This window comes from Arthrobacter russicus, assembly GCF_031454135.1.
In the GTDB taxonomy this organism is placed as follows: domain Bacteria; phylum Actinomycetota; class Actinomycetes; order Actinomycetales; family Micrococcaceae; genus Renibacterium; species Renibacterium russicum.
Genome location: NZ_JAVDQF010000001.1, coordinates 334,963 through 360,710 on the forward strand (window position 1 = coordinate 334,963; position 25,748 = coordinate 360,710).

Genomic DNA, 25,748 nt, shown 5'->3' on the forward strand with positions numbered 1-25,748 from the left:
GGCATGGTGACAACAACGCCGTCGGAACCGCCTTCGCAGGCCCGCACGACGGACCAGAGAGAGGAAGTGCAGGCGTGAGTACCGAAGCCTTTATCTACGATGCGATCCGCACCCCGCGGGGGCGCGGCAAAAACGGCGCCTTGCATGGAAGCAAACCGATTTCGCTGCTCGTGGGCCAGATCAACGCGCTGCGCGAACGCAATCCGAATCTGGATGCCGAGCTGATCGACGACGTCGTCCTCGGCGTGGTATCCCCGGTCGGCGATCAAGGCGCGGTGATCGCCCGCACGGCGGCGCTGGCCGCCGGGCTGCCGAACACCGTGGCCGGCGTGCAGCTGAACCGCTTTTGCGCCTCCGGCTTGGAAGCGGTCAATACCGCCGCGCAGAAGGTCCGATCCGGCTGGGACCGGCTGATCATCGCCGGAGGCGTGGAATCGATGTCCCGGGTCCCGATCGGTTCCGACGGCGGCGCCTGGGCGATGGACCCGGCCACCAACTACGACACCTATTTCGTGCCGCAAGGCATCGGCGCCGACCTGATCGCCACGATCGAAGGCTTCAGCCGTGACGACGTGGACCGCTACGCTGTGCAATCCCAGCAACGCGCCGAACATGCCTGGAGCAACGGCTACTTCAGCAATTCCGTGGTCCCGGTCACCGATCAGAATGGCCTGCTCATCCTGGACCACGATGAGCACCGTCGCCCCGGTTCCACGGTCGAGTCCCTGGGGGCGCTGAAACCGGCATTCGCCGGCATGGGCGAACTGGGCGGCTTCGATGCGGTGGCCCTGCAGAAGTACCACGACGTCGAGCGGATCGACCACGTGCATACCGCGGCGAACTCCTCCGGCATCGTCGACGGCGCGGCCCTGGTCCTGGTCGGATCCGAGCAGGTGGGCGTGGAACTCGGATTGGCCCCCCGGGCGCGGATCGTGGCCACCGCCACCAGCGGCGCCGACCCCACGATCATGCTCACCGGCCCCACGCCGGCAACCCGGAAACTGCTCGAGACGGCCGGTCTGACCGTGACTGACATCGATCTCTTCGAAATCAACGAAGCCTTCGCCTCAGTGGTCCTGAAGTACCAACGGGACTTGGACATTCCGACCGAGAAACTGAACGTCAACGGCGGGGCCATCGCGATGGGGCACCCGCTCGGCGCCACCGGCGCGATGATCCTGGGAACCATGGTCGACGAGCTCGAACGCCGTAACCTGCGCCGCGCCGTCATCACCTTGTGCATCGGCGGCGGCATGGGCGTCGCCACTTTGATCGAACGCGTCTAGGCCGAAGGAAATCACCGATGATGACTCAGCAGAATAACAACGCAAAGAACATGGTCGGCTGGCAGCAGGACGACGACGGCGTCGTCATCCTCACCATGGACGACCCGGCCCAATCGGCCAACATCATGAACCAGGCCTACACCGAGTCGATGCGGGCCACAGTCGACCGGCTGCTCGCCGAGCGGGAAACAATTTCCGGGGTGATCCTGACCTCGGCGAAAAAGACCTTCTTCGCCGGTGGCGACCTCACCGCGCTTTCTGCCGCCGAGGCCGGCCAGGCTCAGGAGATTTTCGATCTCGGCTCCGAGATCAAAGCCCAGTTGCGCAGCTTGGAAACCCTCGGCAGGCCGGTGGTCGCGGCAATCAACGGCACCGCGCTCGGCGGCGGCCTGGAAATCGCTCTTGGCACCCACCACCGCATCGTGGCGGATCTGAAAGGCATCCAACTCGGGCTGCCCGAAGTCACCCTGGGCCTGCTGCCCGGCGGTGGCGGCATCACCCGTACCGTACGCATGCTCGGCATCGCCGACGCCGCCATGAAGGTCCTGCTGCAGGGCCAGAAGTATTCCCCGGCCAAGGCCTTGGACTTGGGCTTGGTGGACGAACTCGTCGGCTCGGTCGAAGAACTCATCCCGGCCGCAAAAGCCTGGATCCAGGAACATCCGGACGCCACCCAACCTTGGGATGACCCGAAATACCGGATCCCGGGAGGCACGCCCGCCAGCCCGGCCTTCGCCGCCAACCTCCCGGCCTTCCCGGCAAATCTGCGCAAACAGCTCAAAGGCGCGAATTACCCGGCCCCGCGCGCCATTCTGGCCGCGGCAGTCGAAGGCGCGCAGGTGGACTTCGATACCGCCTTGGAGATCGAGTCACGGTATTTCGTCGAACTGGTCACCGGACAGATCTCCAAAAACATGACCAAGGCCTTTTTCTTCGACCTCGCGAAAATCAATTCCGGAGCAAGCCGTCCGAAGGGATTCGACAAGGCCACCGCGCAGAAGGTCGCGGTGCTCGGCGCTGGAATGATGGGTGCCGGCATCGCTTATGTCTGCGCCAAGAGCGGCATCGACGTGGTCCTCAAAGACGTCTCGCAGGAAGCGGCCGAACGGGGCAAGGACTACTCGGCCAAGCTCCTGGAAAAGGACATCGCCCGAGGCCGGACGACGCCGGAGAAAGCTGCCGCGCTGCTGGCGAGGATCACTCCCACCACAGTGGCGGCAGACCTCGCCGGCTGCGATTTGGTGATCGAGGCGGTCTTCGAAAACGTCGCGGTCAAGCAGCAGGTCTTCCAGGAGATCGAAAAGCTCGTCGCCCCCGACGCCTTGCTCGGATCCAACACGTCCACGCTGCCGATCACCGCACTCGCCGAAGGCGTGCAGAACCAGGCGAATTTCATCGGCCTGCATTTCTTCTCCCCCGTGGACAAGATGCCGCTCCTGGAGATCATCACCGGCGCCAACACCTCGGATGCCACGCTGGCCCGCGCCTTCGATCTGGCCCTGCAGATCCGCAAGACCCCGATCGTGGTCAACGACAGCCGCGGATTCTTCACCAGCAGGGTCATCGCGACCTTCATGAACGAGGCGCTGAACATGCTGGCCGAGGGCGTCAATCCGGTGTCGATCGAACAAGCCGGAGCGCAGGCGGGCTATCCGGCTCCCCCGCTGCAGTTGGCCGACGAGCTCAATCTGGAACTCATGAACAAGATCCAGATCGCCAATCGTGAAGCCGCGGCCGCCGAGCCGGCTGGGCCCGCGTTCCAAGAGCACGCCGCTTACCAGGTGATGGAAAAGATGCTGGAACTCGGCCGCAGCGGACGCTTGAAAGGCGCCGGGTTCTACCGCTATGAGGCTGGCAAACGAACCGGCTTGTGGCCCGGGCTGGCCGAAGCCTTCGGCGGGCAGGCCGAGATCCCGTTCGAAGACATGAAAGAGCGAATGCTGTTCGCCGAATCGCTGGAAACGGTCAAGTGCTTCGATGAGGGGGTGCTCCGTTCAGTCCCGGATGCCAATGTCGGCTCGATTCTGGGCATCGGCACCCCGGCCTGGACTGGCGGCGTGGTGCAGTACATGAACGGCTACTCCGGCGGATTGGCCGGCTTTGTCGCCCGGGCCCGGGAACTCGCAGAACGCTACGGACCGCAGTTCACCCCGCCGGCCTCGCTCGTGGCGAAGGCCGAAGCCGGGGAATTGTTCGTAGGATAGTCGTCAGAGCCATCTAAAAGGAGCAAATCAATGAAGATCGTCGTGCTCGTGAAGCAAGTTCCGGATACCGGAGAGGAGCGTAAGCTCGATCTGTCCACCGGCTGGCTCGATCGTGGAGCCAGCGACGCCATCGCTGACGAAATCAACGAACGGGCGCTCGAAGTCGCGCTGCAGCACAAAGACTCGGACAAGAAGACCGAAGTCGTCGTGCTTTCGATGGGACCGGCGGATGCCAATCAGGCCATCCGGAAGGCGCTCTCCATGGGCGCCGACTCGGCAGTGCACGTGGTCGACGACGCCCTGGCGGGCGCCGACGTGGTACGCACCGCTGCGGTGTTGGCAGCGGCCTTGCAAGCCACCGGGTTCGACCTGGTGGTGGCCGGCAATGAATCGACCGATGGCCGCGCGGGCGCGGTACCGGCGATGATCGCCGAACGGCTGGGGTTGCCGCTTTTGGGTTCGCTGCATTCGGCGCAGATCAACGACGGCGACGTTTCCGGCGAACGCCAAGGCGAAGAAGGCACGCTCGACGTGCATGCAGCGCTGCCGGCCGTGATTGCGGTCACCGAACGTTCCGCCGAAGCCCGGTTCCCGAACTTCAAAGGCATTCTGAGCGCGAAGAAGAAACCCGTCACGGTCTACTCGCTCGCAGACCTGGGCCTCGACGCCGCTGCTTCGGTGCGCTCTGCGGTGCTCTCGGTGGCCGAACGGCCGGCCCGTGCCGCCGGCAAGAAAATCGTTGATGACGGGAACGCGGCCGCCGAGCTGGCGGACTTCCTCGTTGCCGGACGCCTGGTCTAGGAGATAACGCACTATGTCGAACATCTTGGTTCTTGTCGAACTCACCCGGTCCGGCGCAATCCCCGGCAGCACCCGCGGCCTGCTCGGTGCCGCCTCGCAGCTGGGCAGCCCGGTAGCGGTCGTCGCGGCAGCGCAACCGGCAGCCGGCGAACTCATCGCCGAGCTGGGCGCGCTCGGGGCACAACAGGTCTATTGGTCGGTCGATGCCGAGGCGGACGCGGTGTTGGTCGCACCGCAGCTTGAGGCGCTCAGCGCGGCGATTCCGTTGGCTCAACCGGTTGCGGTGCTGGTGGCCAACTCCATCGACGGTCGGGAAATCGCGGCCCGGCTCGCGGTCCGCAGCAATGGCGGCTTCGCTGCCGATGCCGTCGCGGTACGCTCCGCGGACGGGCGGATCATCGCCGCGCACTCGGTCTTCGGTGGCGCGTACGACGTCGAGTCCACGGTGGAAGGCGGCCTGCCGATCATCACCATCCGGCAGGGTGCCATTGAGACGCAGGCCCCTGCGGCGCAACCGGAGCTGATCCCGCTTGAGGTGCACCCGGGCTCTGGACCGGTGGTTTCCATCGATCGGACCAACCCCGCGGCAGTATCCGCCCGGCCGGAACTTCGCACCGCGGAGAAGGTGGTCTCCGGTGGCCGCGGGCTAGGCTCCAAAGAGAACTTCGTGCTGGTGGAACAGCTTGCCGACGCGCTCGGCGCCGCAGTAGGCGCTTCCCGGGCCGCGGTGGATGCCGGCTTCGTGGAGCAGCCCATGCAGGTGGGCCAAACCGGAGTCAGTGTCTCGCCGCAGCTCTACATCGCCGTCGGCATCTCCGGTGCGATTCAGCACCGGGCCGGCATGATGACCTCGAAAACCATCGTGGCGATCAACAAGGATGCAGACGCGCCGATCTTCGAAGTCGCCGATTTCGGAATCGTCGGCGATATCTTCAAGGTCGTCCCGCAACTCATCGAAGCCATCAACGCGCGCGCCAACTGAGCGCCACTTTCCCCGAAAGGTAGCAGGAGCCATGTCTGCCCTGTACAAAAAGCTCACCTCCGGCGACGGCAAGTGGGCGAAACTCCTCTGGATTGTCCCTGCCGTGCTGGTGGTGCTCGCAATCCTGGTTTTCGCCGCCCGTTGGTTCGTCGGCTTGGAGGGGGTCAAGGGATTCCTGCAGCAGTATCCAGGTGATTCGGAACTTCCCGAGGGTGCCCCGGTGGGCTTTCCCGCGTGGTTGGGCTGGCAGCATTTTTTCAATGCATTCTTCATCGTGCTGATCATCCGCTCCGGTTGGCAGGTCCGGACCACGGCCCGGCCCCAGGCTTACTGGACCAGGAACAACAAGGGGCTGATCCGAACCAAGAACCCGCCTAAGAAGATCAGCCTGGAACTGTGGTTCCACCTCACTTTGGATGCCCTGTGGATGATCAACGGCGTGATTTTCGTGATCTTGTTGTTCGCCACCGGGCAGTGGATGCGGATTGTCCCGACCAGTTGGGATGTCTTCCCGAACGCGGTATCGGCCGGACTGCAGTATCTCTCGCTGAACTGGCCTACGGACAACGGCTGGGTCAACTACAACTCGCTGCAACTGCTGACCTATTTCGTCACGGTTTTCATTGCCGCACCGTTGGCTTTCATCACCGGCCTGCGGATGTCCGGAGCCTGGCCCAAGGACGCCACGAAATTGAACAAAATCTACAAGATCGAGCTGGCCCGCGCGGTGCACTTCCCGGTGATGCTGTACTTCGTGTTCTTCATCATCGTGCACGTGACTTTAGTGCTGGCTACCGGCGCACTGCGGAATCTGAACCACATGTACGGCGGCTCCGACGAGGTCAATTGGTGGGGCTTTTCGATCTTCGCGGTTTCCCTCGTGGTGATGGCCGCTGCCTGGGTCTTGGCGCAGCCGTTGTTCTTGCGGCCGATCGCCGCACTGACTGGGAAGGTCGGCCGCTAAGCCCAGGGGCATGGAAAAGCCGGGCATCGAGAATCCCGGCCCGGCTTTTCCATGCCCGCGGCCGTTCAGTTGTCGATGTAGATATCCATGAAGAGTTCCGCCGTGGGGTCCACGGCATAGTCGGTGAAGTCGGTGATGCCCACACCGCGGAGCACCTCGTCGTCGATCAGGGTCTGCCCGGTCAGCCCGGTGGAGGTCAGCACCACATGCGCGGCATCGGCCATGATTTCCGGCTTGCGCGAGCGGCGAATCATCTCTTCGCCGCCCAGGATGTTGCCAACGGCTGCGGTGGCGATCGCGGTCCGCGGCCAGAGCGCGTTCGAGGAGATTCCCTGTTCGGCGAACTCCGCGGCGAAGCCCAAGGCAGCCAGGGTCATGCCGTATTTGGCCAGGGTGTACGCCGGATGCGCAGCCAACCACTTCTGCGATAGGTTCAACGGCGGGCTCAGGGTCAGAATGTGCGGGTTTTCCGCCTTGAGCAAGTGCGGCAGAGCCGCTTGGGTGAGCATGAAGGTGCCGCGCACATTCACCCCTTGCATCAGGTCGTAGCGTTTGGGCTGCACCTCCCCGGTTTTGGCCAAGTAGAGCACGCTGGCATTGTTGACCACGATGTCGATGCCGCCGAAGCTTTCGACGGCAGCAGCAACCGCTTGCGCGATGGTCTCATCCGAACGGATGTCGCCCAGAATCGGCAGCGCCTTGCCACCAGCAGCTTCGATGGCCGCTGCCGCAGTATGAATCGTGCCTTCCAACCGGGGGTCGGGTTGGTCGGTTTTGGCGATCAGTACGATATTGGCACCATCCGCAGCAGCGCGGAGCGCAATCGCCAAGCCGATCCCCCGGGAACCGCCGGACATGATGACGGTTTTGCCCGCTAACGTTTGAACCTTTTCAGATGACTCGGTCATGATTACTCCAATGCGGTTGGCGGAGATCCCGCTTGAGGATCTTTCCAGTGACGTTATCCGCAACTCTTCCAGAAAATCCACCGAAGCGGGCGTTTGCTGGCCCACAACTCACGGCGCGCCGCTCAGCCAGCGCGGCGGCCGCCGTTCCAAGAAGGCAGTCATTCCCTCTTTGGCCTGCTCCGTGGCGAACAACTGCGCTGACCGGGCCGCCATCTCGCCGCCGCCGGCGTCGAAATCGCGAAGCAGCTTCGCATTGCTGATCCGCTTGCTCTCCCGCAAGCCTTGCGGCGAGCCCAGTCGCACCCCAGCCAGGATCGGCTGCAGCGCCGCGTCAACGTTCTCGCCAAAGTCGGTAATGAAACCGCTCTCTTTCGCCGCCGGCGCAGCAAAGGTCTCGCCGGTCAGGAAATAGCGGCTTAGGGCACGGCTGGTCATTCGCGGCACCGTGGTCAATGCAATGACGGCCGGCGCCAGCCCAATCCGCACTTCGGAAAAGGCAAAACTCGACTCAGTGCTTGCCACCACAATGTCGCAGGCGCCTAGAATGCCCAGCCCACCGGCACGGGCATTGCCGTCGATGCGCGCGATCACCGGAATCGGCAGTACGAGAAATTTCCGTAGCAGGGTCGCCAGCTCTTTGGCGCCTTCTTCTACGCCCTGCGATCGCGCTTCTCTGAGATCCGCGCCAGCACAAAATGTGGGGCCGGTGTGGGTCAGCAGCACCGCCCGGACCGAGGTCTCTGCCGTGGCTCGCACAAAGTGCGCTATCAACTCGGTCATCAGTTGCTTAGACAGAGCATTGTGATTTTGGGGCGAGTCAAGCGTGATCGTCGCGATGCCATCGACGACGTCGTAATGGACCAACTCGGCTGCTGCTTCAGCACTTTCGGTCATGGATTGCATCCTCTCCGCCGTGACCGTTCTGTAAGGTTTTGGTTCAGTAGGATTTCGGCAGGCCGAGCGAATGCTGGCCGATGTAGTTCAGGATCATCTCGCGACTGACCGGTGCCACCCTGCCAATTCTTGCCACGCCAAGGTGCATGGCCAAGCCGTATTCCTTGCTCAAGCCGGCGCCGCCCAGGCTCTGAATCGACTGGTCCAGGGCCGCGATGGACGCTTCTGCCGCCGCGTATTTGGCCATGTTCGCGGCCTCACCAGCGGCCGTATCATCGCCACTGTCATAGATAAAAGCCGCCTTTTGGTACATCAATTTCGCGAGTTCCACCTCGATGTGGCATTTTGCCAACGGATGCGCCAGACCTTGGTGTTGGGCGATCGGCTGGCCCCAAACATTGCGCTCTTTCATGTAGCTGGTGGCTTTGCCGATCGCGTAGCGACTGATTCCGGTGGCCAGCGCCGCAGCCATGATCCGTTCCGGGTTCAGTCCGGCGAACAGCGCCGCCAATGGTGCCTCGTCGCCGCCGACCAAAGCATCGGCCGGCAGCCTGACATCGTCCATGAAGAGCAGGTACTGCCGCTCCGATTCCACGATGTCCATCTCGATTTCGGTGTATTCGAAGCCGGGCGTCTCCCGTGGCAAGACGAACATGGCCGGCTTGAGTCGACCGCTGCGTTCATCGACGAGCCTGGCGACAATCAGCACGTAATCCGCATTATTCACCCCGGTCACGTAGATCTTGCGTCCATTCAGCACCCATTCATCGCCCTCGCGCTTCGCGACGGTGCTGATGTTGTGCGAGTTCGAGCCGGCATCTGGCTCGGTAATACCGAAAGCCATCACGGTGGAACCGTCAGTAAAGCCTGGCAGCCACCGTTCTTTTTGATCCTGCGTTCCGTATCGAGTGATGATCGTGCCGCAGATAGCGGGCGAAACCACCATCATGAGCAACGGCGCGCCCAGGCTGGACATCTCTTCCAGCACCAGTGAAAGTTCGTACATGCCGGCACCGCCGCCACCGTACTCTTCCGGGATGTTGACGCCCAGGAATCCTGCCTGGCCCAATTCCTTCCACAATTCAGTCATCGAATGACCGTTGCGCGCATGCTCCTCGTTGTAGGCGTCACCGTAGCTTTCGACCGCGGAGCGCACCGCTGCGCGAAGCGCCGTCTGTTCTTCGGTTTCGATGAAACTCATACTTTTTCCTCAATCTCTTCGCTTGTTTTCTGGTCTTCGGCCACTGGCGCACTGTCGTTTTCGGCCACGACGATCAGCACAGTGCCGACGTCGACATTCACGCCGAGGCGCGCTGGAAGCTCGGTGACTACCCCTGATGCCGGGGCCACAATGGTGTGCAACATTTTCATAGCTTCCAGAACTATGAGTGCTTGGCCCTCGGTCACTAGATCGCCCACATCGACCTGGATTGCGGCAATCGCACCGGGCATCGGAGCGATCAACGAGCCAGCGCTAACCCTGGCCGCGGAAGGATCCGGCAACGGATCAATCACCTCGAAGCTTGCTGAGCCACTCTGCGTATCCACAACGATGTTCGACCCCGAGGTAGTCAGATAGTGCGAAACAGCCCAGCTGCTGGTTATACCGTCAACAGCGAGGGTCACCCGGTTGGCGCTAGCGCTACGTACTTCAACATTGTCGAATCCAGGTGCAACAACACCATTGCGGCTCCAGCGATACGAGATCTGATGCTCGGCCCGCGGCCCCTTGAGCAAACAAGTCTGTGAGGCCGACGGAAGATTTCGCCAGCCGCTCGGTAGGCCGCCGAGCACACGCGCTGCTTCGCGGCGCTTTGCCGCCGCCGCGAGTGAAGCAGCCAGTGCCGCTATGCGCTCGGTTTCGGCATCCAATAGCGGCGCTGAAAGCTCTGCTAAGCCAAAGCTGGTCAGGAACGCAGTGTCAGTGTGGCCCGCGATGAAGCTTGGGTGTTGCAAAATCCGCACCAGCAGGTCTCTGTTGGTACGCACACCATGTAGCCGAGCGCTGCTGAGCGCATTGGCCAATACTCGTGCAGCGACCGCACGCCTGGGTGCCCAGGAAATGAGCTTGGCCAACATCGGATCGTAATTGACGCTCACCACCGAGCCGCTTTCAACCGCGGAATCGCATCGGACACCGCGATCCCGCGCAGGCACCGCAAAAGCCGGCTGCAACCCGTCGAATTCAAAACTCTGCAGCGTGCCGGCTTGCGGTTGCCAATCCGCCGCCGGGTCCTCCGCATAGATGCGTACTTCAATCGAAGAACCATGAGCGGCAGGCAGTTCAGCTGGTAGCTCCCCACCCTCCGCCACGTGCAGTTGCATGGCGACCAAATCGAGCCCGGTCGTACACTCGGTGACCGGATGCTCTACTTGGAGCCGGGTGTTCATTTCCAAGAAAAAGAACCTTCCCTGTTCATCGGCGAGGAACTCGACGGTGCCGGCGCCCGCGTAATCCACGGCCTTTGCAGCCAAGATCGCCGCTTCGAACAGTCGCGCGCGCATCCCGGGGGTTCGTTCGACCAACGGCGACGGCGCTTCCTCCACGACCTTTTGGTGCCGGCGCTGAATTGAACACTCGCGTTCGCCGACCGCATGCACCGTGCCGTGCCGGTCTGCCATGATTTGAACTTCGACGTGGTGGCCGGTTTCCAAATAGGGCTCACAGAACACCGTGGAGTCACCAAAGGCACTCGCTGCTTCGGCCCGGGCCAATTCCAGTTCAGCCGGAAGTGCCTCGACGCTGCGTACGATGCGCATCCCGCGGCCGCCACCACCAGCCGACGCTTTGATCAGCACCGGCAATTGAGCTTCAGCGACGGTATTTGGATCCATCTCGGCCAAAATCGGCACCCCGGCGGCAGCCACCAAGCGCTTGGACTCAATTTTGGATCCCATCGCGTAAATCGCCTCAGCAGAAGGACCAATCCAAGTCAGACCCGCGTCTTCGACCGCTTGCGCAAAATCGCCGTTCTCGGAGAGGAAGCCGTAGCCCGGATGAATCGCGTCGACGCCGGCTTTGAGCGCCGCTTCGATGACCAGGTCCGCGCGCAGATAGGTCAGTGCGGCGCTTGCGCCGGGCAAATGAACCGCGACGTCGGCTTCCCGGACAAACGGGGCATCCGCATCCGGCGTCGAATACACCGCAACGGTACGAATCCCTTGTTCTTTGCAGGTGTGGAAAACCCGTCGGGCGATTTCTCCCCGATTCGCGACTAGCACTGAGGTGATGGGGCTCGTCGTCATCTGGCTCACATCCTGAAGGTGCCGAATGACTCAGCACCTTTGAAAATCGAGGTAGCAATTGCAGACAGTGCCAGGCCAAGGACGGTCCGGGTATCGCGCGGATCAATGATGCCGTCGTCGTAAATTCGGCCGGAGAGGAACGCTGGCAAAGCCTCGGCCTCGATCTGCGCTTCGACCGCGGCGCGCATCATCGCGTCCGCGTCTTCGTCGAACTCGCGTCCGGTGGCTTGGGCTGCGGCCCGCGAGACAATCGACAAGACTCCGGCGAGCTGCTGTGCACCCATCACGGAAGATCTGGCCGATGGCCAGCTGAAGACAAACCGGGGATCGAAGGCTCGGCCGCACATGCCGTAGTGGCCTGCGCCGAATGAATTGCCCATCAGTACGGATAGGTGCGGCACCGTTGAGTTCGCCACCGCGTTGATCATCATCGCGCCGTGCTTGATGATCCCTGCCTGCTCGTACTCCTTGCCCACCATGTAGCCGGTGGTGTTGTGCAGGAAGAGCAGAGGGGTATTTGACCGGTTCGCCAGTTGGATGAATTGCGTTGCCTTCTGGGCCTCCTGGGAGAACAGCACGCCCCGCGCATTGGCCAGAATCCCGATCGGGTAGCCGTGCAGCTGAGCCCATCCGGTGACCAGGCTCGTGCCGTACAACGCCTTGAACTCATCGAAATCACTGTCATCGACCAGACGGGCGATGACTTCTCGGGGGTCGAAAGGAACCTTCAAGTCCGAGGGAACAATTCCCAGCAGCTCATCTTCGGCGAATCTTGGTGGCAGTGGGTTCGGCGCCGGCTGCGGACCGGCCTTGTGCCAATTCAATCTGGCGACGATTCGACGGCCGATCCGAATCGCATCCTTCTCGTCAACCGCGTAGTAGTCGGCTAGTCCCGAGGTCCGGGCATGCATATCAGCGCCACCCAGCGACTCGTCGTCGGCAACTTCGCCGGTCGCCATCTTGACCAGCGGCGGGCCGGCCAGGAAAACCTGGGATTGCTCCTTGATCATCACCACGTGATCGCTCATGCCGGGGATATAGGCGCCGCCTGCGGTCGAATTGCCGAAGACCACGGCGATGGTCGGGGTTCCGGCTGCCGACAATCTGGTCAGGTCCCGGAACATCCTGCCACCTGGAATGAAAATATCGCTCTGCGTGGGCAAATCCGCGCCACCTGACTCAACCAGCGAAATCATCGGGAGTCGGTTCTCCCGGGCGATGTCGTTGGCCCGGAAGATCTTCCTCGACGTCCAGACATTACTGGTTCCACCTTTGACTGTGGGTTCGTTGGCCACAATCACGCACTCGACGCCGGCCACCACGCCGATTCCGGTCACCACGCTCGCACCCACATGGAATTTGCTCCCCCAGGCGGCCAGCGGTGAAAGCTCCAAAAAGGGCGAGTCCTGGTCCAGCAGCATCTCAATACGCTCGCGCGCAAGCAATTTGCCCCGTGAACGATGCCTGGCAACCGACTTCTCACCACCGCTTTCCAGCACTTTGGCATGTTCGGCGTCCAGTTCAACGAGTTTGGCCACCATTGCCTCGCTATTGCGGGCAAAGTCCGTAGTGCTCGGATTGAGCGTGCTTCTCATGACGGTCACAGGTACTCCTCCGGAACTTCCACCGTGCGGGCACGCAGCCATTCCCCCAGTGCTTTGGCTTGCGGATCGAATCTCGAGTTGCTGGCAACGCCTTCGCCCAACAGGCCGCGGATAACAAAGTTCACGGCGAAAAGATTGGGCAGCACGTGGCGCTCGACCGTGAGCTCGGCGGTTTCCGGCAGCAACCGTTTCAGGGCGGCAACGGACAAGGTGTCGGCCAGCCAAGGCCAGGCTGCGGCGTCCTCGACCCAAACCCCGATATTGGCGTCGCCGCCTTTGTCGCCGCTGCGTGCCGCAGCGATCCTGCCCAGCGGAAGCTGCCGGGTCGGGCCCGGCAGGAATGCGGCGACTGCCGGCTCCGGCAGCTTCGCCAATGCCGCTTCGGCGGGGACCCGCCCCGGGGCCGGTTCGATCGACAGTTCGCTGCCGTCGGGAAGGTCCACCAGATGCGGAACCTGATCGGCTGCGACGAAGCCGGGCAGATAGACCCCGTACGGCGCGGCGTCGCCGGGCGGCGCAGTCAGGTGGAATCCCGGATATCTCGCCAAGCCGATTTGCACCGCGAGATTCGAAAACGCCCGGCCGACCCGCTTCGGATCCGGTCCGCGCACGACACAATGCAGAATTGCACTGGCCGTCTCTTCGGTCTCCGCGTCCGGATGATCAGTCCGGGCCAGCGTCCAGCTAGTCCCGTCAGGAACGACGTCGGCCAATTGGGATCGGACCAATTCGGCTTTCTTCTCGATGTCTAAACCGGTAAACACAAAGCTGACTTCATTGCGGAAGCCGCCCAGCTGGTTCAAGGAAACCTTGAGCGTGTCCGGCGGCGCTTCGCCCCGAACTCCGCTGAGCCGCACTCGGTCCCGGCCCAGCTCAGCAAGCTGAATCGAATCCATCCGGAGTATCGCGTCCGGCCCGGCATACCGGGCACCGGTGATCTCGTAGACCAATTGCGCAGTCACCGTGCCCACAGTCACCGCTCCCCCGGTGCCTGGGTGCTTGGTGATCACTGCGGATCCATCGGCTTCGATCTCGGCGATCGGGAAGCCGGCTCGGTGCATATCAGGAATCCGGTCGAAGAACGCGTAGTTCCCCCCGGTCGCCTGGGTACCGCATTCGATCACGTGACCGGCCGCCATCGCGCCAGCGATTCGGTCGTAGTCGGTCCGCTCCCAGTTGAAGTGCGCCGCTGCTGCCCCAACGACCAAGGAAGCGTCAGTGACCCGGCCGGTCACCACGATGTCGGCACCGGCTGCCAAAGCTCGGGCGATGCCGAAGCCGCCCAAGTAGGCGTTCGCGGTCAGCGGGCTGCCGAAGCCCAGTTCCTCGGCCCGGGCCAACAGATCGTCGCCATGCACGTAGGCGATCTTGGCCGGCACCCCCAGTGAAACCGAAAGTTCCCGGAGTTTTCCACTCAGCCCGGCCGGATTCAAGCCGCCGGCGTTCACCACTACCTTGATCTTGCGCTCGACCACCGAGGCCAGACAGCCTTGCATCTGTGCCAGGAAGGTCTTCGCATAACCGCCGTCTGGGTCTTTTGCTTTATCTCGACCAAGGATCAGCATGGTCAACTCGGCGAGGTAATCACCCGTGATGACGTCGACCGGACCCCCGTCCAGGATTTCCTGGAAGGCACTGAGCCGGTCACCGTAGAACCCGGAGGCATTGGCAATTTTGAGGGCGCTCATGCGGCGCCGCCAGCGCCGAGGGAGCCCGGCAACCGGCCCTTGCCGGGCGGTCCGGCAAAAGCCTGAATGATGCCGAGCCAGGATTCTGCCTGTTCACCGACAGCCTGCAGATCGGTATCCGACCGGTGCCGGCGTTGCGTGGCAAGCAGGCAGAAGTCCAACGCGGAACCGCGCACGGACTGTGCGGCGTCCTCCGGACCCCAGGTCCACAAGTCACCCCCCGGGCTGTCCAGGGAGATCCGGAACTCTTCCGTAGGCGGTTCCAGGCGATGAACCGAGTAGGCGAATCCTCTGGTCCGCACGGCTAGATGCGCAATGTGCCGCAACCGGTCAGTCGGGGTGCGCGTCACGCTCAGTGCATCTGCAACGTCCTGGCCGTGCGCCCAGGTTTCCATGATCCGGGCAGTCGCCATCGAGGTTGCGCTCATCGGCGGTCCGTACCAGGGCAATTTCGCGCCTTCCGGTACTGCGGCCAAGACCTCGGCAAGCCGGCGTCTGCCGTCGCGCCAGCGGGCCAACAATTGGGCCGGCGGTTGTCGTGCCCATTCATCGGCTACACCGTCGATGGTGAACCCGCCCGTGAAGGCCAATTCGGCCTGAGCTTTGAAGGCTTCGGCATCAGTCGCGGCCAGGATCGAGTTTTCATCGGTCCAGGCCAGGTGGCCGATTTGATGGGCGATGGTCCAGCCTTCGGCCGGGGTCTGGAGCGCCCAACCGGACTGCTCGAGTCCCGCCACCAAATCGTCAAGCGACTGACTTTCATCGACCAGATCGGCCAGGATCAGCTCCGCGGAAACCATCTGCGCACTCCTCATCAGCCCTCGGTACAGGCCTCGATGCCTGTACCGCTCCACAAAGTATGTGACGTTGGCCAGCATAAAGCAAGCACCCGCGCTTGTTTTATTCCGTGTTAGCCTACGGCCATGATCCGAAACCCTTCAGCACCGCAACAAGATCGCAGTCGGGCAACCCGCGAGCGGCTCTTGAAAAGTGCATTGGCTTCACTGGCCGAAGTCGGCTGGACCCAGACCACGGTTGCCACCGTGGCCGAGCGGGCCGGGGTGTCCCGCGGCGCGACGCAACACCACTTCCCGACCCGGGAAGACCTCTTCGGCGCGGCCATCGAACACATGGCCGAAGCCCGGCTCCGCGAGATTCGATTCGCGCTCGAGTCAATGCCCGAAGGCCCGGAACGGATCCGGCACACGCTCGATTTGCTCGTCGGCCTGTACACCGGACCGTTGTTCGCCGCCGCGCTTCAAGTGTGGACGGCCGCCGCTGTCGACGAGGGTGTCCGGGCGCACATCATTCCGCTGGAACAGTCGGTTTCCCGGGAAGCATTCAGGGTCGCCGCAGAACTCCTGCAGATCGACCGCGACAGCGAAAGGCTGCGCGCGATCGTCGCCGCCACCCTGGACTTGGGCCGCGGCCTGGGTCTGGCCGGCATCCTCACGGATGACACCGTTCGCCGAGCGTGGATTTTGGACGCCTGGGCCGAGGAGCTCAACCGGATCGTCGCCGAAGAACGGTCCCGCGTGCACTGACCGTGGCCGGACCGCAAGCAGCGATGTTCCGCAGCGTTCAGCGCGCAGCCGCCCTGCGTCGCGGCCGATGGCGCTGCACGCTCCGGATCAGACTTGGATCTCCCGCTTGAGGATCTTGCCGGTCGGCCCCTTCGGCAACGAGTCGACGATGAGCACGTGCCGGGGATACTTGTAGGCGGCCAAGCGTTCTTTGGCGAACTCCTTGATCTCCTCGGCCAGCGCCGCGTGGTCGCCTACCGCCTCGGCTTTGATTCCCACCACGGCATAGATTTCTTCGCCATGCACCTCGTCCGGCCGGCCGACCACTGCCGCTTCGGCGACTGCCGGGTGCTCGTATAGGACTTCCTCCACCTCGCGCGGATAGACGTTGTACCCGCCGCGCAGGATCATGTCCTTTTTCCGGTCGACGATGAAGTAAACGCCGTCTTCGTCTTTGCGCGCCATGTCCCCGGTGTGGAACCAGCCGTCGCGGATCGCCAAGGCGGTCGCCTCCGGATTGCGCCAATAGCCCTTCATGACATACTTGCCGCCGACCACCAGCTCGCCGACCTCGCCGAGCGGCACTTCGACGTCGTTCTCGTCGAACACCGCCAAATCCGCACCCGGGCAGGCCTGGCCCACCGAACCCGCCTTGCGCACGCCATCGAGCTGGTTGAAGGAGACCGCCGGCGAAGTCTCGGACAGGCCATAGCCTTCCAGCAGAGTCGCCTGGATCCGGGACTCGAATTCGCGCAGCACCTCCAACGGCAGAGCCGAGCCGCCGGATACCCCATGCCGGATCGTGGAGACATCCGTGCGGTCCAAGTCCGGGCAGCGCAAGATGCCGATGTGCATGGTCGGAACGCCCATGAAGATGGTCACTTGGTCCCGCTGGATGATCTCCAGGGCTTTTGCCGGATCGAACCTCGGCAACAAGGTCAGGCAGGCACCGGTGCGCACCGCGCTGTTGAGCCCGCAGGTCAGGCCGAAAATATGGAACAGCGGCAAGCCGCCGAAGATCACATCCTGTTCGGTGATCTTGAACATGTCCACGCTCAACTCGCAGTTGCTGAGCAAGTTGTAGTGGGTCAGTTCGGCTCCTTTGGGCTTCCCGGTGGTTCCCGAGGTGTAAAGCACGACGGCGGTGTCGCCGGCCAGCGTATCGGCCACTTCGGCGATTGCCGCCGAAGCGTCCAGCAAAGCCAGGAAACCGGCACCATCGATGGTCACCACTTCGATCGGATCGCGCCCCGAGTCCTCAGCAGCCCGGGCCGCCCCGGCAAGCACCTCGGCCGCGACGCCTTCCCAGGCGAACGCCAGGGACGCCTCGGAATTCGCCAAGTGGTAAGCGACTTCCCGGGATTTCAGCAAAGGATTCATCGGAACCACGATGCCCCCGGCCCGCAGCACCCCATAAAAAATCGCCGGCATCTGCGGCAGGTTCGGGCAGATCAATGCCACCCGGTCGCCTCGCTTGACGCCCTTGGCGGCGAGCAGCCCGGCCACTTTTTGGCTGAGCCGGTCCAACGCCGCATAACTGAGCTCCGCCTCGTCCATTTTGATCGCGGTCCGATCCGGGAACGCCGCCGCCGAGGCGGTCAGCATCGAGGCAACATTCATCGGGTCGAGGGGGGATACTGCGACGTCGTTCACCAGCGGGGCTCCTTTGCAAACCAGCGGCATCTTTACTGATCAGTAGCTTAGCGTTCGCTGGACGCAATTGCGCCAGTCTTCCGGACGCATTTTCGGGCAGTCAATGACTCGCCTTGTGAAACAAATCGATGTAATCTGTATCACAATCGGACATCCGGCACCGGGCGATTGAACCTCAGTCAGCAACTGCCGATCCACCCTGGGAGCAAAACGTGAACCCATCTGCCATCGGGACGGCTCCGGCCGATTCCGCGGAGAGCTTTGACTATGTCGTCGTCGGTGCCGGATCCGCAGGAGCCGCACTCGCCGCCAAACTGACCGAGGATCCGGCGGTTTCGGTACTGCTGCTCGAGGCGGGCCGACCGGACAACAAGCTCGAAATCCATATTCCGGCCGCCTTCTCCGCACTTTTCCGTTCGGCGGCCGACTGGAACTACGACACCGCACCCCAGGCCGAGTTGAACCACCGCCAGGTCTATTGGCCCCGGGGCAAGACGCTGGGCGGGTCGTCGTCGATCAATGCGATGATGTGGATCCGCGGGTTCGCGGCCGACTACCGCGCCTGGGGGCAGGCCGCCGGCGCCGAATGGTCCTGGGAAGCCCTGCTGCCGTATTTCCGCCGGATCGAGAACATCGCAGGGAGTTCCGACCCGGACCACGGACATGCCGGCCCGATGATCGTGGAGCCGCAGCGCAGCCCCCGCGCGCACACCGCAGCCTTTTTGAACGCCGCCGCCGAGCTGGGCTACCCGATGGCGCCGCAGAACACCGAGGCCCCGCTCGGCTTCAGCGAGACCTTGGTGAATCAGCACCGGGGTTCGCGGTTCAGCGTTGCGGACGCCTACTTGAAACCGGCGAAACGCCGCGGCAATCTCACCATCCGGACCGACGCCCAGGTCAGCAAGGTGCTGTTCGAAGGCCGCCGCGCCGTCGGCGTCGCGTATCGGCAGCACGGACCGCGCACCGCACGGGCGCGGCGGGAGGTGATCCTCAGCGGCGGATCGGTCAACACCCCGCAGCTGCTGATGCTCTCCGGCATCGGGGCGTCGGAGCAACTGCGCCGCCACGGCATCGACGTAGTGGCCAACTCCCCCGAGGTCGGCAAGAACCTCTACGACCACTTGCTCTCCGGACTGATCAAAAATGCGGTCGGAGACACCTTGTTCACCGCCAAAAAACCCCGCCAACTGGCCGACTACCTGCTGCGCAAGCAGGGCATGCTCACCTCGAACGTGGCCGAAGCCTACGGATTCGTCAAGACCGATCCGGGGCTGGCTTTCCCGGACATCGAAATCATCTTCGCTCCGGTGGCCTTCGTCGGCGAAGGGCTGGTTCCGCCGCCGGCGCACGGGCTCACCATCGGCGCGATCCTGCTACAGCCGGAAAGCTCTGGAAGCGTCGAGCTGGCCTCTGCCGATCCCTTTGCCAAGCCGAACATCGATCCGCGGTACCTCAGCGACCCGGCGGGAAAAGACCGGGCCACCCTGACCGCCGGAATCCGGATCTGTCATGCTTTGCTGCACACCAAGGCCTTAGACGGCAGCCTCTCCGAGGGCTACCTGATGCCCGAGAACGCAGACCGGTTGCCGGTTCCGGAACTGATCCAACTCGCCATCGACCAGCACGCGCAGACGCTTTACCACCCGATCGGAACCGCACGGATGGGCACCGATCCGGGATCTGTCGTGGACCCGCAACTTCGGGTACGCGGCGTTGCGGGCCTGCGCGTGGCCGACGCGTCCGTGATGCCGAACATCATTCGCGGGCACACCAATGCGCCGAGCGTCGTGATCGGCGAAAAAGCCGCGGAACTGTTGATTGCCGCCGGATGACGGCGTTCTGAGCAGCGCTTCCACCGAGTTGTCCACATTCCCCGACCTGCCTGGCACAATCCTTCGGCCAGCCTGGTCTATCAGCTAGGCTGTCCAGACAGATTGGCCGGGGGGACAATTTGCCAGTCGACCCTCCGCTGATTCCATTCGATACAGCAGGGGGCTGTTTCCCGATGCAGACAATGACGTCGCAGCTAGACCGCAATAACTCGACCAAGAAAGTTCCGCGTGGCCTTCCCGGCGCTTTTCGCAGTGCACCGGTAGTCGGCAGGATCCTGGGGCCACTGTTGGCGCTGGCAGTATACTTCCTCTTGCCCGAAGACCCGGCGCTGACCGCAGACGCCCGCAGCGTAGCCGCAGTGGCGACCCTGATTGCCATCTGGTGGATGACCGAGGCCCTGCCGCTCGCGGTGACTTCGTTGTTGCCGCTGGTACTGCTGCCCTTGACCGGCGCGGTCCAGGTTTCCGCAGCGGCGGCACCATACGCCTCGCCCATCGTGTTCCTCTTCATGGGCGGCTTCGTGATCGCCTTGTCCTTGCAACGTTGGAACCTGCACCGCAGGATCGCTTTGCTGGTGCTCCGGGCGGTCGGAACCAGGCCGCGGACCATCGTGCTGGGCATCATGGTGGCCACCGGATTCCTGAGCATGTGGGTGAACAACACCGCGACCACCGTGATGATGATCCCGATCGCCTTGAGCTTGACCGTGCTCGCGGTCCCCGGCCTCGGCGACGGCTCTCCGGGGGAAGGCCTCAAAGCCTTGGCGAAAGACAAGGATTCCCGGAACTTCACGCTTTCGATGCTGCTCGGCGTGGCCTACTCGGCCTCCATCGGCGGCTTGGGCACCCCGGTCGGCAGCACGCCGAACCTGATCCTGATGGGCTACTTGAACGAGTCCATGCCGGAACGCAGCATCAGCTTCGCGCAATGGATGCTGATCGGCATCCCCACCTCGTGGAGCTTTCTGCTGATCGGTTGGCTCGTGCTCACCCGGCTGGTCTTCCCCACCAAGCTCAAGGAAGTGGCCGGCGGCCGGGAGCAGGTTCGAGGGCAGCTGCGTGAACTGGGCCCGATGAGCCGGCAGGAGTGGGCGGTCACTGCGGTCTTCGTCAGCGCCGCATTGCTCTGGGTTTTCCGTGGTGCACTCAAGGACATCGGTTGGCTGACTGAGCTGCTGCCTTTCCTCCCCCGGCTCACCGACGAGATGATCGCGATCGCGGCGGCAGTGGTGCTCTTCCTCTTGCCCGGCAAAGGGCGCAAGGCGCTGCTCGATTGGGACACCGTGCAGAGCGGGATCCCTTGGGGCGCGCTCCTGCTCTTCGGTGGCGGCTTGTCCTTGGCGGCAGCAGTGCAGTCCTCGAAGCTCAATACCTATATCGGCAACAATGTCACCGGCCTGGGCGCCCTGCCGGTCCTGTTGCTGATCGCCAGCGTTTGCATTCTGATCCTGCTGTTGACCGAACTGACCAGCAATACCGCGACGGCTGCGACCTTCATCCCGGTGCTGGCCGCGGTGGCGCTCAGCGTCGGCATCGATCCATTGCTGATGTTGATTCCGGCCGCGATGGCGGCCAGCTGCGCGTTCATCCTCCCCGTCGGCACGCCGCCGAACGCCATCGTCTATGGAACCGGATACGTGCCGATCAGTCAGATGATCCGGGCCGGTGTGGTGATGAACGTGGTTGGCGTGGTACTGATCACCGGAGCCGTGATGCTGCTCGGCCGGCCGCTGCTGGGCATCGGCGGCTGAGCCGGTAAGGGCGGGTTCGGGCATTTAGCAGAGCGCCCCGATTCATTTACCGGGGCTACGTCGTTGCCTAGATTCCAAGATTCCAGGATCTGCACGGAAGCGCTGAGTCAGGTTGTATCAACAACTCTTGACATGTGAGCTGGCTCACTTTGCGGTTTGTTACTGAACGGTAACTTGCTCGTTCTTCCCGCTGCATCTCGCCACGACGAAAGATCCTCAACCATGCGGAAAAATGCCCGAGCCCGCTTGCTCGCCACCCTTGCCCTCGCCACATTGGCCGGTTCCCAACTTCTCGGCTCGGTGCCCGCACAAGCGGCGCCAGCCACGCTGAGCGCCCCAACCTCCTTCCTCGGCGACCAGAGGCCGCTGACCGGGCCGATCACCCGCTATGTTGCGCTGGGCGACTCATATGCAGCCGGCCCATTGATCCCCAATACCCGGTTTTCCAATTGCATTCGCTCGACGAACAATTACGCGACCTGGCTGGCCTACAACCGGGGCCTGGTCGGCTGGTCCGGCTGGATGAACGATCAGTTCCAAGACGTTTCCTGCAGCGGTGCGACCACGGACGCGATAGCCCACCGCGCGCAGTACACCCAGATCGGAATCCTACCCGTGGACGAAGCCCCGGAATTGGACGCGGTTACCCCGTCGACGGATTTGGTGACGATCTCCATGGGTGGAAATGACGAAGGCTTCTTCGGCTCCCTGGTCGCACAATGCCCCGCAGTCAAGGACCGCGCGCCGAAGGGCTCGCCGTGCCGCGATTTCTTCCGAACCAAGAACGGCTACGACCAGTGGGAAGCCACGATTGCCCGAACTCAGGACCGGCTCACTGATGCCCTGGCCGCGATCCGGGCCAAAGCCGCGCCCGGCGCCCGGATCCTGGTCGTCGGCTACGGTCTGCGGCTGCCCGAAGACGGCACCACCTGCAGTGCGCTGGACATCGCCAAAGGCGACTACAGGTATCTCAATGAGCAGTCGACCAAGCTCAACTTGGCAGTCGCCGCGGCTGCCCGGTCACAACACGTCGGCTATGTCGACAGCTACTCGGCAACCGCCGGCCATACCCCTTGCGATCCGAATCCGTTCATCCAGGGGTCGAGCACCAATGTTTTCAGCGCTGTGGCCAACCATCCGACCAAGGCCGGCATGATTTCGACCGCCGACCGGATCGACCAGGTGCTCCGAGGCAACGCCACTACCGCTTCACCGGCCCGGAAGGCCGATCCCTCGGCGACCCTCGGCGCCCCGGCCACTGATTCGCAGGCCCAGATCAACCAGCAGGTCGCCGACCAGCTGAACGCCGGAGACGACAGTTCCCTGCTACCGAAATAGCTTCCGCACCCGGCCGCGCAAGACGGAACGAAGTCACGAAGTTGATCGAGTGATCATGTTCGTTTACGGTTCCGGTATGGGACATTCCAGGCGCTTGGGCAGCATCATCTCCGTGCTGTCTGGCGGCCTGCTGCTCAGCGGCTGCGTGGCGGTCTTCCCGCCGGATGATGCGGCGGCGGGCAGCGCAGCAGCCGATGGCCAACCGGCGCAGCAGAGTTGCCAACAGCTCGAAGCCGCGATGAACCGGATGGTCGACGGCCGGACGAATGGGCCAGGGACCCAGGATGCGATCCTGGCAAATCTCCGGAGGTTCCAACAGGATCTCGCTGCGGCCAGCCAACAAGCCGCCGACCCCGCGCTGAAGGCCGGCCTGGTGGACTACAGCGAGAGTCTCAGCAGATATCTCCAGGTACTGGAGGACAGCAAAGCCACGCAGCAGCCGGACCAGCAGAGGTTCGAAGCGACCTCGGCGGAAACCAAGACCAAGGCGAAGCAGGCCGATGCGCTTTGCCAGCCCTACCTGGAGCCCAAGTAGACATGGCAGCATCCGCCCGGGCCACGCAAAGCAGCAAGCCGCCAAGGACCGGTTCGTGGCAGCAGGACGGTGATTCCAGTGTGCTCCAATTCACCGCGCTCCCCATGCGCATGCATACTCTGGCACTCGTGATCACGCTCATGGTGTTGCCGATCGGCGCGGCCACCGCAGCGATGCTGATCAGCTTGGACATGATGAATTTCCGCTTTCCGGTTCGCGTGACGATAGTCGTCGTCGGCCTCGGGCTCGCCGTCCCGGTCTGCCTCATATTCTTCCGGACTATCCGTGCCCTGGCCACGGAATACACGGTGCGGCTCACGCCGTCCCGGATCGATATCAGTTCTGCCCGCGAACAGCAGAGCTTCGCGCTGCAGGACATCCGGCTGCTGCGCTGGCGGTCCCAAACCGACTATGCGCGATTGGTCCTGGTGACTGGAACCCGGAAAATTTCCCTGCTGGCCGGATTGCGGCGAGCACGGCTCCGAAGCGACCGAAGTATCGTCTTGCCGCCGATCCCGGAGGGATATCAGCAGCACCTGGCTAGTCTGGGCTTCTCCATGCGCCGGACCTGGCGCGCGCCGGACCTGGTCAGCTTCCGGCGCGCGGACGGGGCCCAGCCATGAGCACCGGGCCAGGCAGCCGAGAAGCCCCGCAGCAGCACAGGCAGTTGATGCGAAAGTTGTTGCAAAGCCATGCAACCGACTGAATCCAGCGAGGCCGGTCCGTGGCAGCGGGAGGGGAAGTCCCAGATCCTCCGGTTCCGGGCCATCGCCTTGCCGATGCCGGCCTTCGGGCTCTTGCTTGGGTGCCTGCTGCTCCTGCCGGTCGGCAGCGCGACCGTACTGATCGGGATGGGCCTCGGCCCGCTCGACGGCATGCTGCCGGTACGCGGTCTGACATTGATCTTCGGAGCCGCCCTCGGTCTGGCCCTGTGCTACGCGCTGTCCGCGGCGCTCCGCTCGGTGGCATCGGAGTACACGGTCAGGCTCTCCCCGAGCGGGATCGAGATCAGCGCTCCGTGCCGCGAACGGTTCATCGAACTGCAGGACATCCGGATTCTGCGCTGGCGGTACTCCTCGGATTTCGCCCGTCTGGTCGTAGTGACCGGCGGTGGCACGACGTCGCTGCTGCTCGGATTGCGCAAGTCGCAGCTCCGGAACGGGCAACAGACGGCTTTGCCGCCGATCCCGGAAGAATGCCAGCAACTTTTGATCCGCAACGGCTTGTCCGCGCACAGATCCCGGCGTGCTCAGGACCTGCTCGTCTTCCATCGCGGGGACTAGTCCGAATCCGCGCCGGAACACGAAAAGGCCCGCTCCGAAGAGCGGGCCTTTTACCGTGAATCCCGAGCACTCCAGGACCCGGTCGGTGGAGGTAAGGGGATTCGAACCCCTGACCCCTTGCATGCCATGCAAGTGCGCTACCAGCTGCGCCATACCCCCGTATTCAGTTCTTCCGCTGCCGAAGCAACTTGTCTATCTTAGAACAGTTTCCGGACCCTTGCCAAATCCAGGGCCGGCGTTTCGGAAACCAGACTTTCAACCTTCTTGGCCGACCACGGCCTCCGGCAGGGAACCCGCGTTGTGCTCGGTCAGCCGCCAGCCACCGGGTGCGTCATGTTCTTCCAGGACCGACCAATGGCAATTCGCCAAACCGGAGATCGCGCCCCAGTATTCGCTTGGCAAACCGAGCAAACTGGCCAGCCCGGACCGGGCGGCTCCGCCGTGCGTCACGACCACCAGAAGGCCATCCGGACGAACGCCGGCCGCAGCCGCCAGGGCTCCAGCAGCCACTCGTTCGCCGACTTCGAAACGGCTTTCTCCGCCGCCGGGCCGTACATGCACCGTGCCGGATTTCCAGGCCGCGGATTCATCCGGGAACGCCTGATCGATCTCGCTGAAGGTCAAACCCTCCCAGCGCCTGGCAAAAGTCTCGCGCAACCGCGGGTCCAGAGTCGGCACCAACCCGGTCTTTTCGGCCAGGTATCCGGCAGTCTCCCGGGTACGTGAAAGATCCGAGCTGACGATCGCCGACGGGCGCAGCCCAGCCAACAATGCGGCCGACCTGCGAGCCTGCTCCCGTCCGACGTCGTCCAGCCCGATGTCGGTTTGGCCTTGGAACCGGCCGGCCAGATTCCACTCCGTCCGGCCGTGCCGCCAGAAAAGCAGCCGCATCATGAACCGAGTTGCAAGTCCACTACCGGGCAGTCTTTCCACAACCGGTCCAGGGCGTAGAACACCCGGTCCTCTTCATGCTGCACGTGGACCACGACTTCGACGTAATCCAGCAAAACCCAGCGCCCCTCGGAACGCCCTTCCCGCCGCACCGGCCGGAGATTCTGCTTCAACAGCTCTTCTTCGATGCCGTCGACGATCGCATTCACCTGGCGTTCGCTCGGTGCCGAGGCGATCAGGAAGATGTCGGTGATCGCGAGTTGGTCGCTGACGTCCAATGCGGTGATGTCTTGGGCCAGTTTCTCCGAAGCGGCGTGCGCGGCCGCGCGCGCCAGGGCGAGAGAACTCTCAGTAGCAGTCAATGT

At 63.3% G+C, this 25,748-nt stretch carries 22 protein-coding genes and 1 tRNA gene; 12 read left to right on the plus strand and 11 right to left on the minus strand.

Annotated elements, in window-relative coordinates; all coding sequences use genetic code 11:
* The first annotated feature begins 74 nt into the window (after nucleotides 1-74).
* From JOE69_RS01560 to JOE69_RS01580, 5 genes are read left to right on the plus strand one after another with little or no spacing between them, the layout of a single operon-like run.
* On the plus strand, nucleotides 75-1,286 hold the full coding sequence (locus JOE69_RS01560) for an acetyl-CoA C-acetyltransferase (protein ID WP_309795507.1): 1,212 nt from the start codon (nucleotides 75-77) through the stop codon (nucleotides 1,284-1,286).
* Nucleotides 1,287-1,306: 20 nt separating this feature from the next.
* A complete protein-coding gene (locus JOE69_RS01565) occupies nucleotides 1,307-3,490 on the plus strand; it encodes a 3-hydroxyacyl-CoA dehydrogenase NAD-binding domain-containing protein (protein ID WP_309795509.1) in 2,184 nt (727 codons plus the stop codon).
* A gap of 30 nt (nucleotides 3,491-3,520) precedes the next feature.
* Nucleotides 3,521-4,291 (plus strand): electron transfer flavoprotein subunit beta/FixA family protein, encoded by a 771-nt coding sequence (locus tag JOE69_RS01570; protein ID WP_309795510.1) that lies wholly within the window; start codon nucleotides 3,521-3,523, stop codon nucleotides 4,289-4,291.
* A gap of 13 nt (nucleotides 4,292-4,304) precedes the next feature.
* Nucleotides 4,305-5,273 (plus strand): electron transfer flavoprotein subunit alpha/FixB family protein, encoded by a 969-nt coding sequence (locus JOE69_RS01575; RefSeq protein WP_309795511.1) that lies wholly within the window; start codon nucleotides 4,305-4,307, stop codon nucleotides 5,271-5,273.
* A gap of 31 nt (nucleotides 5,274-5,304) precedes the next feature.
* Nucleotides 5,305-6,237 carry a cytochrome b/b6 domain-containing protein gene (locus JOE69_RS01580; protein WP_296363236.1) on the plus strand — a complete coding sequence of 311 codons (933 nt, stop codon included), beginning with the start codon at nucleotides 5,305-5,307 and terminating at the stop codon, nucleotides 6,235-6,237.
* 65 nt (nucleotides 6,238-6,302) lie between these two features.
* On the opposite strand, the gene JOE69_RS01585 is transcribed toward JOE69_RS01580, so the two are convergent.
* The 7 genes from JOE69_RS01585 to JOE69_RS01615 form a co-directional block, all read right to left on the minus strand.
* Nucleotides 6,303-7,145, minus strand: coding sequence for an SDR family oxidoreductase (locus JOE69_RS01585; protein WP_296363237.1), 843 nt, complete (start codon nucleotides 7,143-7,145; stop codon nucleotides 6,303-6,305).
* Nucleotides 7,146-7,253: 108 nt separating this feature from the next.
* The gene (locus JOE69_RS01590) at nucleotides 7,254-8,039 is read right to left on the minus strand and encodes an enoyl-CoA hydratase family protein (RefSeq protein ID WP_309795512.1); all 786 of its coding nucleotides are present in this window, start codon (nucleotides 8,037-8,039) and stop codon (nucleotides 7,254-7,256) included.
* Between the two features lie 43 nt (nucleotides 8,040-8,082).
* The gene (locus JOE69_RS01595; RefSeq protein ID WP_309795513.1) at nucleotides 8,083-9,240 is read right to left on the minus strand and encodes an acyl-CoA dehydrogenase family protein; all 1,158 of its coding nucleotides are present in this window, start codon (nucleotides 9,238-9,240) and stop codon (nucleotides 8,083-8,085) included.
* Nucleotides 9,237-11,285, minus strand: coding sequence for an acetyl/propionyl/methylcrotonyl-CoA carboxylase subunit alpha (locus JOE69_RS01600; protein ID WP_309801079.1), 2,049 nt, complete (start codon nucleotides 11,283-11,285; stop codon nucleotides 9,237-9,239). The genes JOE69_RS01595 and JOE69_RS01600 overlap by 4 nt, the downstream gene beginning before the upstream one ends.
* 5 nt (nucleotides 11,286-11,290) lie before the next feature.
* Entirely contained in the window at nucleotides 11,291-12,880 is a 1,590-nt protein-coding gene (locus JOE69_RS01605) for an acyl-CoA carboxylase subunit beta (protein WP_309801082.1), read from the minus strand.
* Between the two features lie 5 nt (nucleotides 12,881-12,885).
* Nucleotides 12,886-14,577 (minus strand): acyclic terpene utilization AtuA family protein, encoded by a 1,692-nt coding sequence (locus JOE69_RS01610; protein WP_309795514.1) that lies wholly within the window; start codon nucleotides 14,575-14,577, stop codon nucleotides 12,886-12,888.
* On the minus strand, nucleotides 14,574-15,377 hold the full coding sequence (locus JOE69_RS01615; RefSeq protein WP_309795516.1) for a TIGR03084 family metal-binding protein: 804 nt from the start codon (nucleotides 15,375-15,377) through the stop codon (nucleotides 14,574-14,576). Before JOE69_RS01615 ends, JOE69_RS01610 begins: the two co-directional genes overlap by 4 nt.
* A gap of 123 nt (nucleotides 15,378-15,500) precedes the next feature.
* Between JOE69_RS01615 and JOE69_RS01620 the strand changes: the two genes are divergently transcribed.
* On the plus strand, nucleotides 15,501-16,121 hold the full coding sequence (locus tag JOE69_RS01620; protein ID WP_309795518.1) for a TetR/AcrR family transcriptional regulator: 621 nt from the start codon (nucleotides 15,501-15,503) through the stop codon (nucleotides 16,119-16,121).
* An 87-nt stretch (nucleotides 16,122-16,208) separates the two neighbouring features.
* Here JOE69_RS01620 and JOE69_RS01625 read toward each other — a convergent pair whose 3' ends face one another.
* Nucleotides 16,209-17,753, minus strand: coding sequence for a long-chain-fatty-acid--CoA ligase (locus JOE69_RS01625; RefSeq protein ID WP_309795520.1), 1,545 nt, complete (start codon nucleotides 17,751-17,753; stop codon nucleotides 16,209-16,211).
* Between the two features lie 212 nt (nucleotides 17,754-17,965).
* Here JOE69_RS01625 and JOE69_RS01630 point away from each other — a divergent pair, with 212 nt between their 5' ends.
* The 6 genes from JOE69_RS01630 (at nucleotide 17,966) to JOE69_RS01655 (ending at nucleotide 24,492) form a co-directional block, all read left to right on the plus strand.
* Nucleotides 17,966-19,585: a GMC family oxidoreductase gene (locus JOE69_RS01630; RefSeq protein WP_309795522.1), complete on the plus strand. Its 1,620-nt coding sequence runs from the start codon at nucleotides 17,966-17,968 to the stop codon at nucleotides 19,583-19,585.
* Nucleotides 19,586-19,872: 287 nt separating this feature from the next.
* Nucleotides 19,873-21,336 (plus strand): SLC13 family permease, encoded by a 1,464-nt coding sequence (locus tag JOE69_RS01635; protein WP_309795524.1) that lies wholly within the window; start codon nucleotides 19,873-19,875, stop codon nucleotides 21,334-21,336.
* A gap of 222 nt (nucleotides 21,337-21,558) precedes the next feature.
* A complete protein-coding gene (locus JOE69_RS01640; RefSeq protein ID WP_309795526.1) occupies nucleotides 21,559-22,674 on the plus strand; it encodes an SGNH/GDSL hydrolase family protein in 1,116 nt (371 codons plus the stop codon).
* Between the two features lie 76 nt (nucleotides 22,675-22,750).
* Nucleotides 22,751-23,209 (plus strand): hypothetical protein, encoded by a 459-nt coding sequence (locus tag JOE69_RS01645; RefSeq protein ID WP_309795528.1) that lies wholly within the window; start codon nucleotides 22,751-22,753, stop codon nucleotides 23,207-23,209.
* 2 nt (nucleotides 23,210-23,211) lie between these two features.
* Entirely contained in the window at nucleotides 23,212-23,832 is a 621-nt protein-coding gene (locus JOE69_RS01650; protein WP_309795530.1) for a hypothetical protein, read from the plus strand.
* 69 nt (nucleotides 23,833-23,901) lie between these two features.
* Nucleotides 23,902-24,492, plus strand: a complete 591-nt coding sequence (locus JOE69_RS01655; RefSeq protein ID WP_309795532.1) for a hypothetical protein — start codon at nucleotides 23,902-23,904, stop codon at nucleotides 24,490-24,492.
* Between the two features lie 86 nt (nucleotides 24,493-24,578).
* On the opposite strand, the gene JOE69_RS01660 is transcribed toward JOE69_RS01655, so the two are convergent.
* The 3 genes from JOE69_RS01660 to rsfS form a co-directional block, all read right to left on the minus strand.
* Nucleotides 24,579-24,651: transfer RNA gene (locus JOE69_RS01660), tRNA-Ala, on the minus strand.
* 96 nt (nucleotides 24,652-24,747) lie between these two features.
* Nucleotides 24,748-25,386, minus strand: a complete 639-nt coding sequence (locus JOE69_RS01665; protein ID WP_309795534.1) for a histidine phosphatase family protein — start codon at nucleotides 25,384-25,386, stop codon at nucleotides 24,748-24,750.
* Nucleotides 25,383-25,745 (minus strand): ribosome silencing factor, encoded by a 363-nt coding sequence (gene rsfS, locus JOE69_RS01670; protein WP_296363257.1) that lies wholly within the window; start codon nucleotides 25,743-25,745, stop codon nucleotides 25,383-25,385. Before rsfS ends, JOE69_RS01665 begins: the two co-directional genes overlap by 4 nt.
* Between the last annotated feature and the right edge of the window lie 3 nt (nucleotides 25,746-25,748).

Bases quoted from the DNA above. Each gene is read 5' to 3' on its own strand.
- JOE69_RS01565 (WP_309795509.1), top strand. From the start codon at position 1,307: ATGACTCAGCAGAATAACAACGCAAAGAACATGGTCGGCTGGCAGCAG.
- JOE69_RS01570 (WP_309795510.1), top strand. From the start codon at position 3,521: ATGAAGATCGTCGTGCTCGTGAAGCAAGTTCCGGATACCGGAGAGGAG.
- JOE69_RS01575 (WP_309795511.1), top strand. From the start codon at position 4,305: ATGTCGAACATCTTGGTTCTTGTCGAACTCACCCGGTCCGGCGCAATC.
- JOE69_RS01580 (WP_296363236.1), top strand. From the start codon at position 5,305: ATGTCTGCCCTGTACAAAAAGCTCACCTCCGGCGACGGCAAGTGGGCG.
- JOE69_RS01585 (WP_296363237.1), bottom strand. From the start codon at position 7,145: ATGACCGAGTCATCTGAAAAGGTTCAAACGTTAGCGGGCAAAACCGTC.
- JOE69_RS01590 (WP_309795512.1), bottom strand. From the start codon at position 8,039: ATGACCGAAAGTGCTGAAGCAGCAGCCGAGTTGGTCCATTACGACGTC.
- JOE69_RS01595 (WP_309795513.1), bottom strand. From the start codon at position 9,240: ATGAGTTTCATCGAAACCGAAGAACAGACGGCGCTTCGCGCAGCGGTG.
- JOE69_RS01600 (WP_309801079.1), bottom strand. From the start codon at position 11,285: ATGACGACGAGCCCCATCACCTCAGTGCTAGTCGCGAATCGGGGAGAA.
- JOE69_RS01605 (WP_309801082.1), bottom strand. From the start codon at position 12,880: ATGAGAAGCACGCTCAATCCGAGCACTACGGACTTTGCCCGCAATAGC.
- JOE69_RS01610 (WP_309795514.1), bottom strand. From the start codon at position 14,577: ATGAGCGCCCTCAAAATTGCCAATGCCTCCGGGTTCTACGGTGACCGG.
- JOE69_RS01615 (WP_309795516.1), bottom strand. From the start codon at position 15,377: ATGGTTTCCGCGGAGCTGATCCTGGCCGATCTGGTCGATGAAAGTCAG.
- JOE69_RS01620 (WP_309795518.1), top strand. From the start codon at position 15,501: ATGATCCGAAACCCTTCAGCACCGCAACAAGATCGCAGTCGGGCAACC.
- JOE69_RS01640 (WP_309795526.1), top strand. From the start codon at position 21,559: ATGCGGAAAAATGCCCGAGCCCGCTTGCTCGCCACCCTTGCCCTCGCC.
- JOE69_RS01645 (WP_309795528.1), top strand. From the start codon at position 22,751: ATGGGACATTCCAGGCGCTTGGGCAGCATCATCTCCGTGCTGTCTGGC.
- JOE69_RS01650 (WP_309795530.1), top strand. From the start codon at position 23,212: ATGGCAGCATCCGCCCGGGCCACGCAAAGCAGCAAGCCGCCAAGGACC.
- JOE69_RS01655 (WP_309795532.1), top strand. From the start codon at position 23,902: ATGCAACCGACTGAATCCAGCGAGGCCGGTCCGTGGCAGCGGGAGGGG.
- JOE69_RS01665 (WP_309795534.1), bottom strand. From the start codon at position 25,386: ATGATGCGGCTGCTTTTCTGGCGGCACGGCCGGACGGAGTGGAATCTG.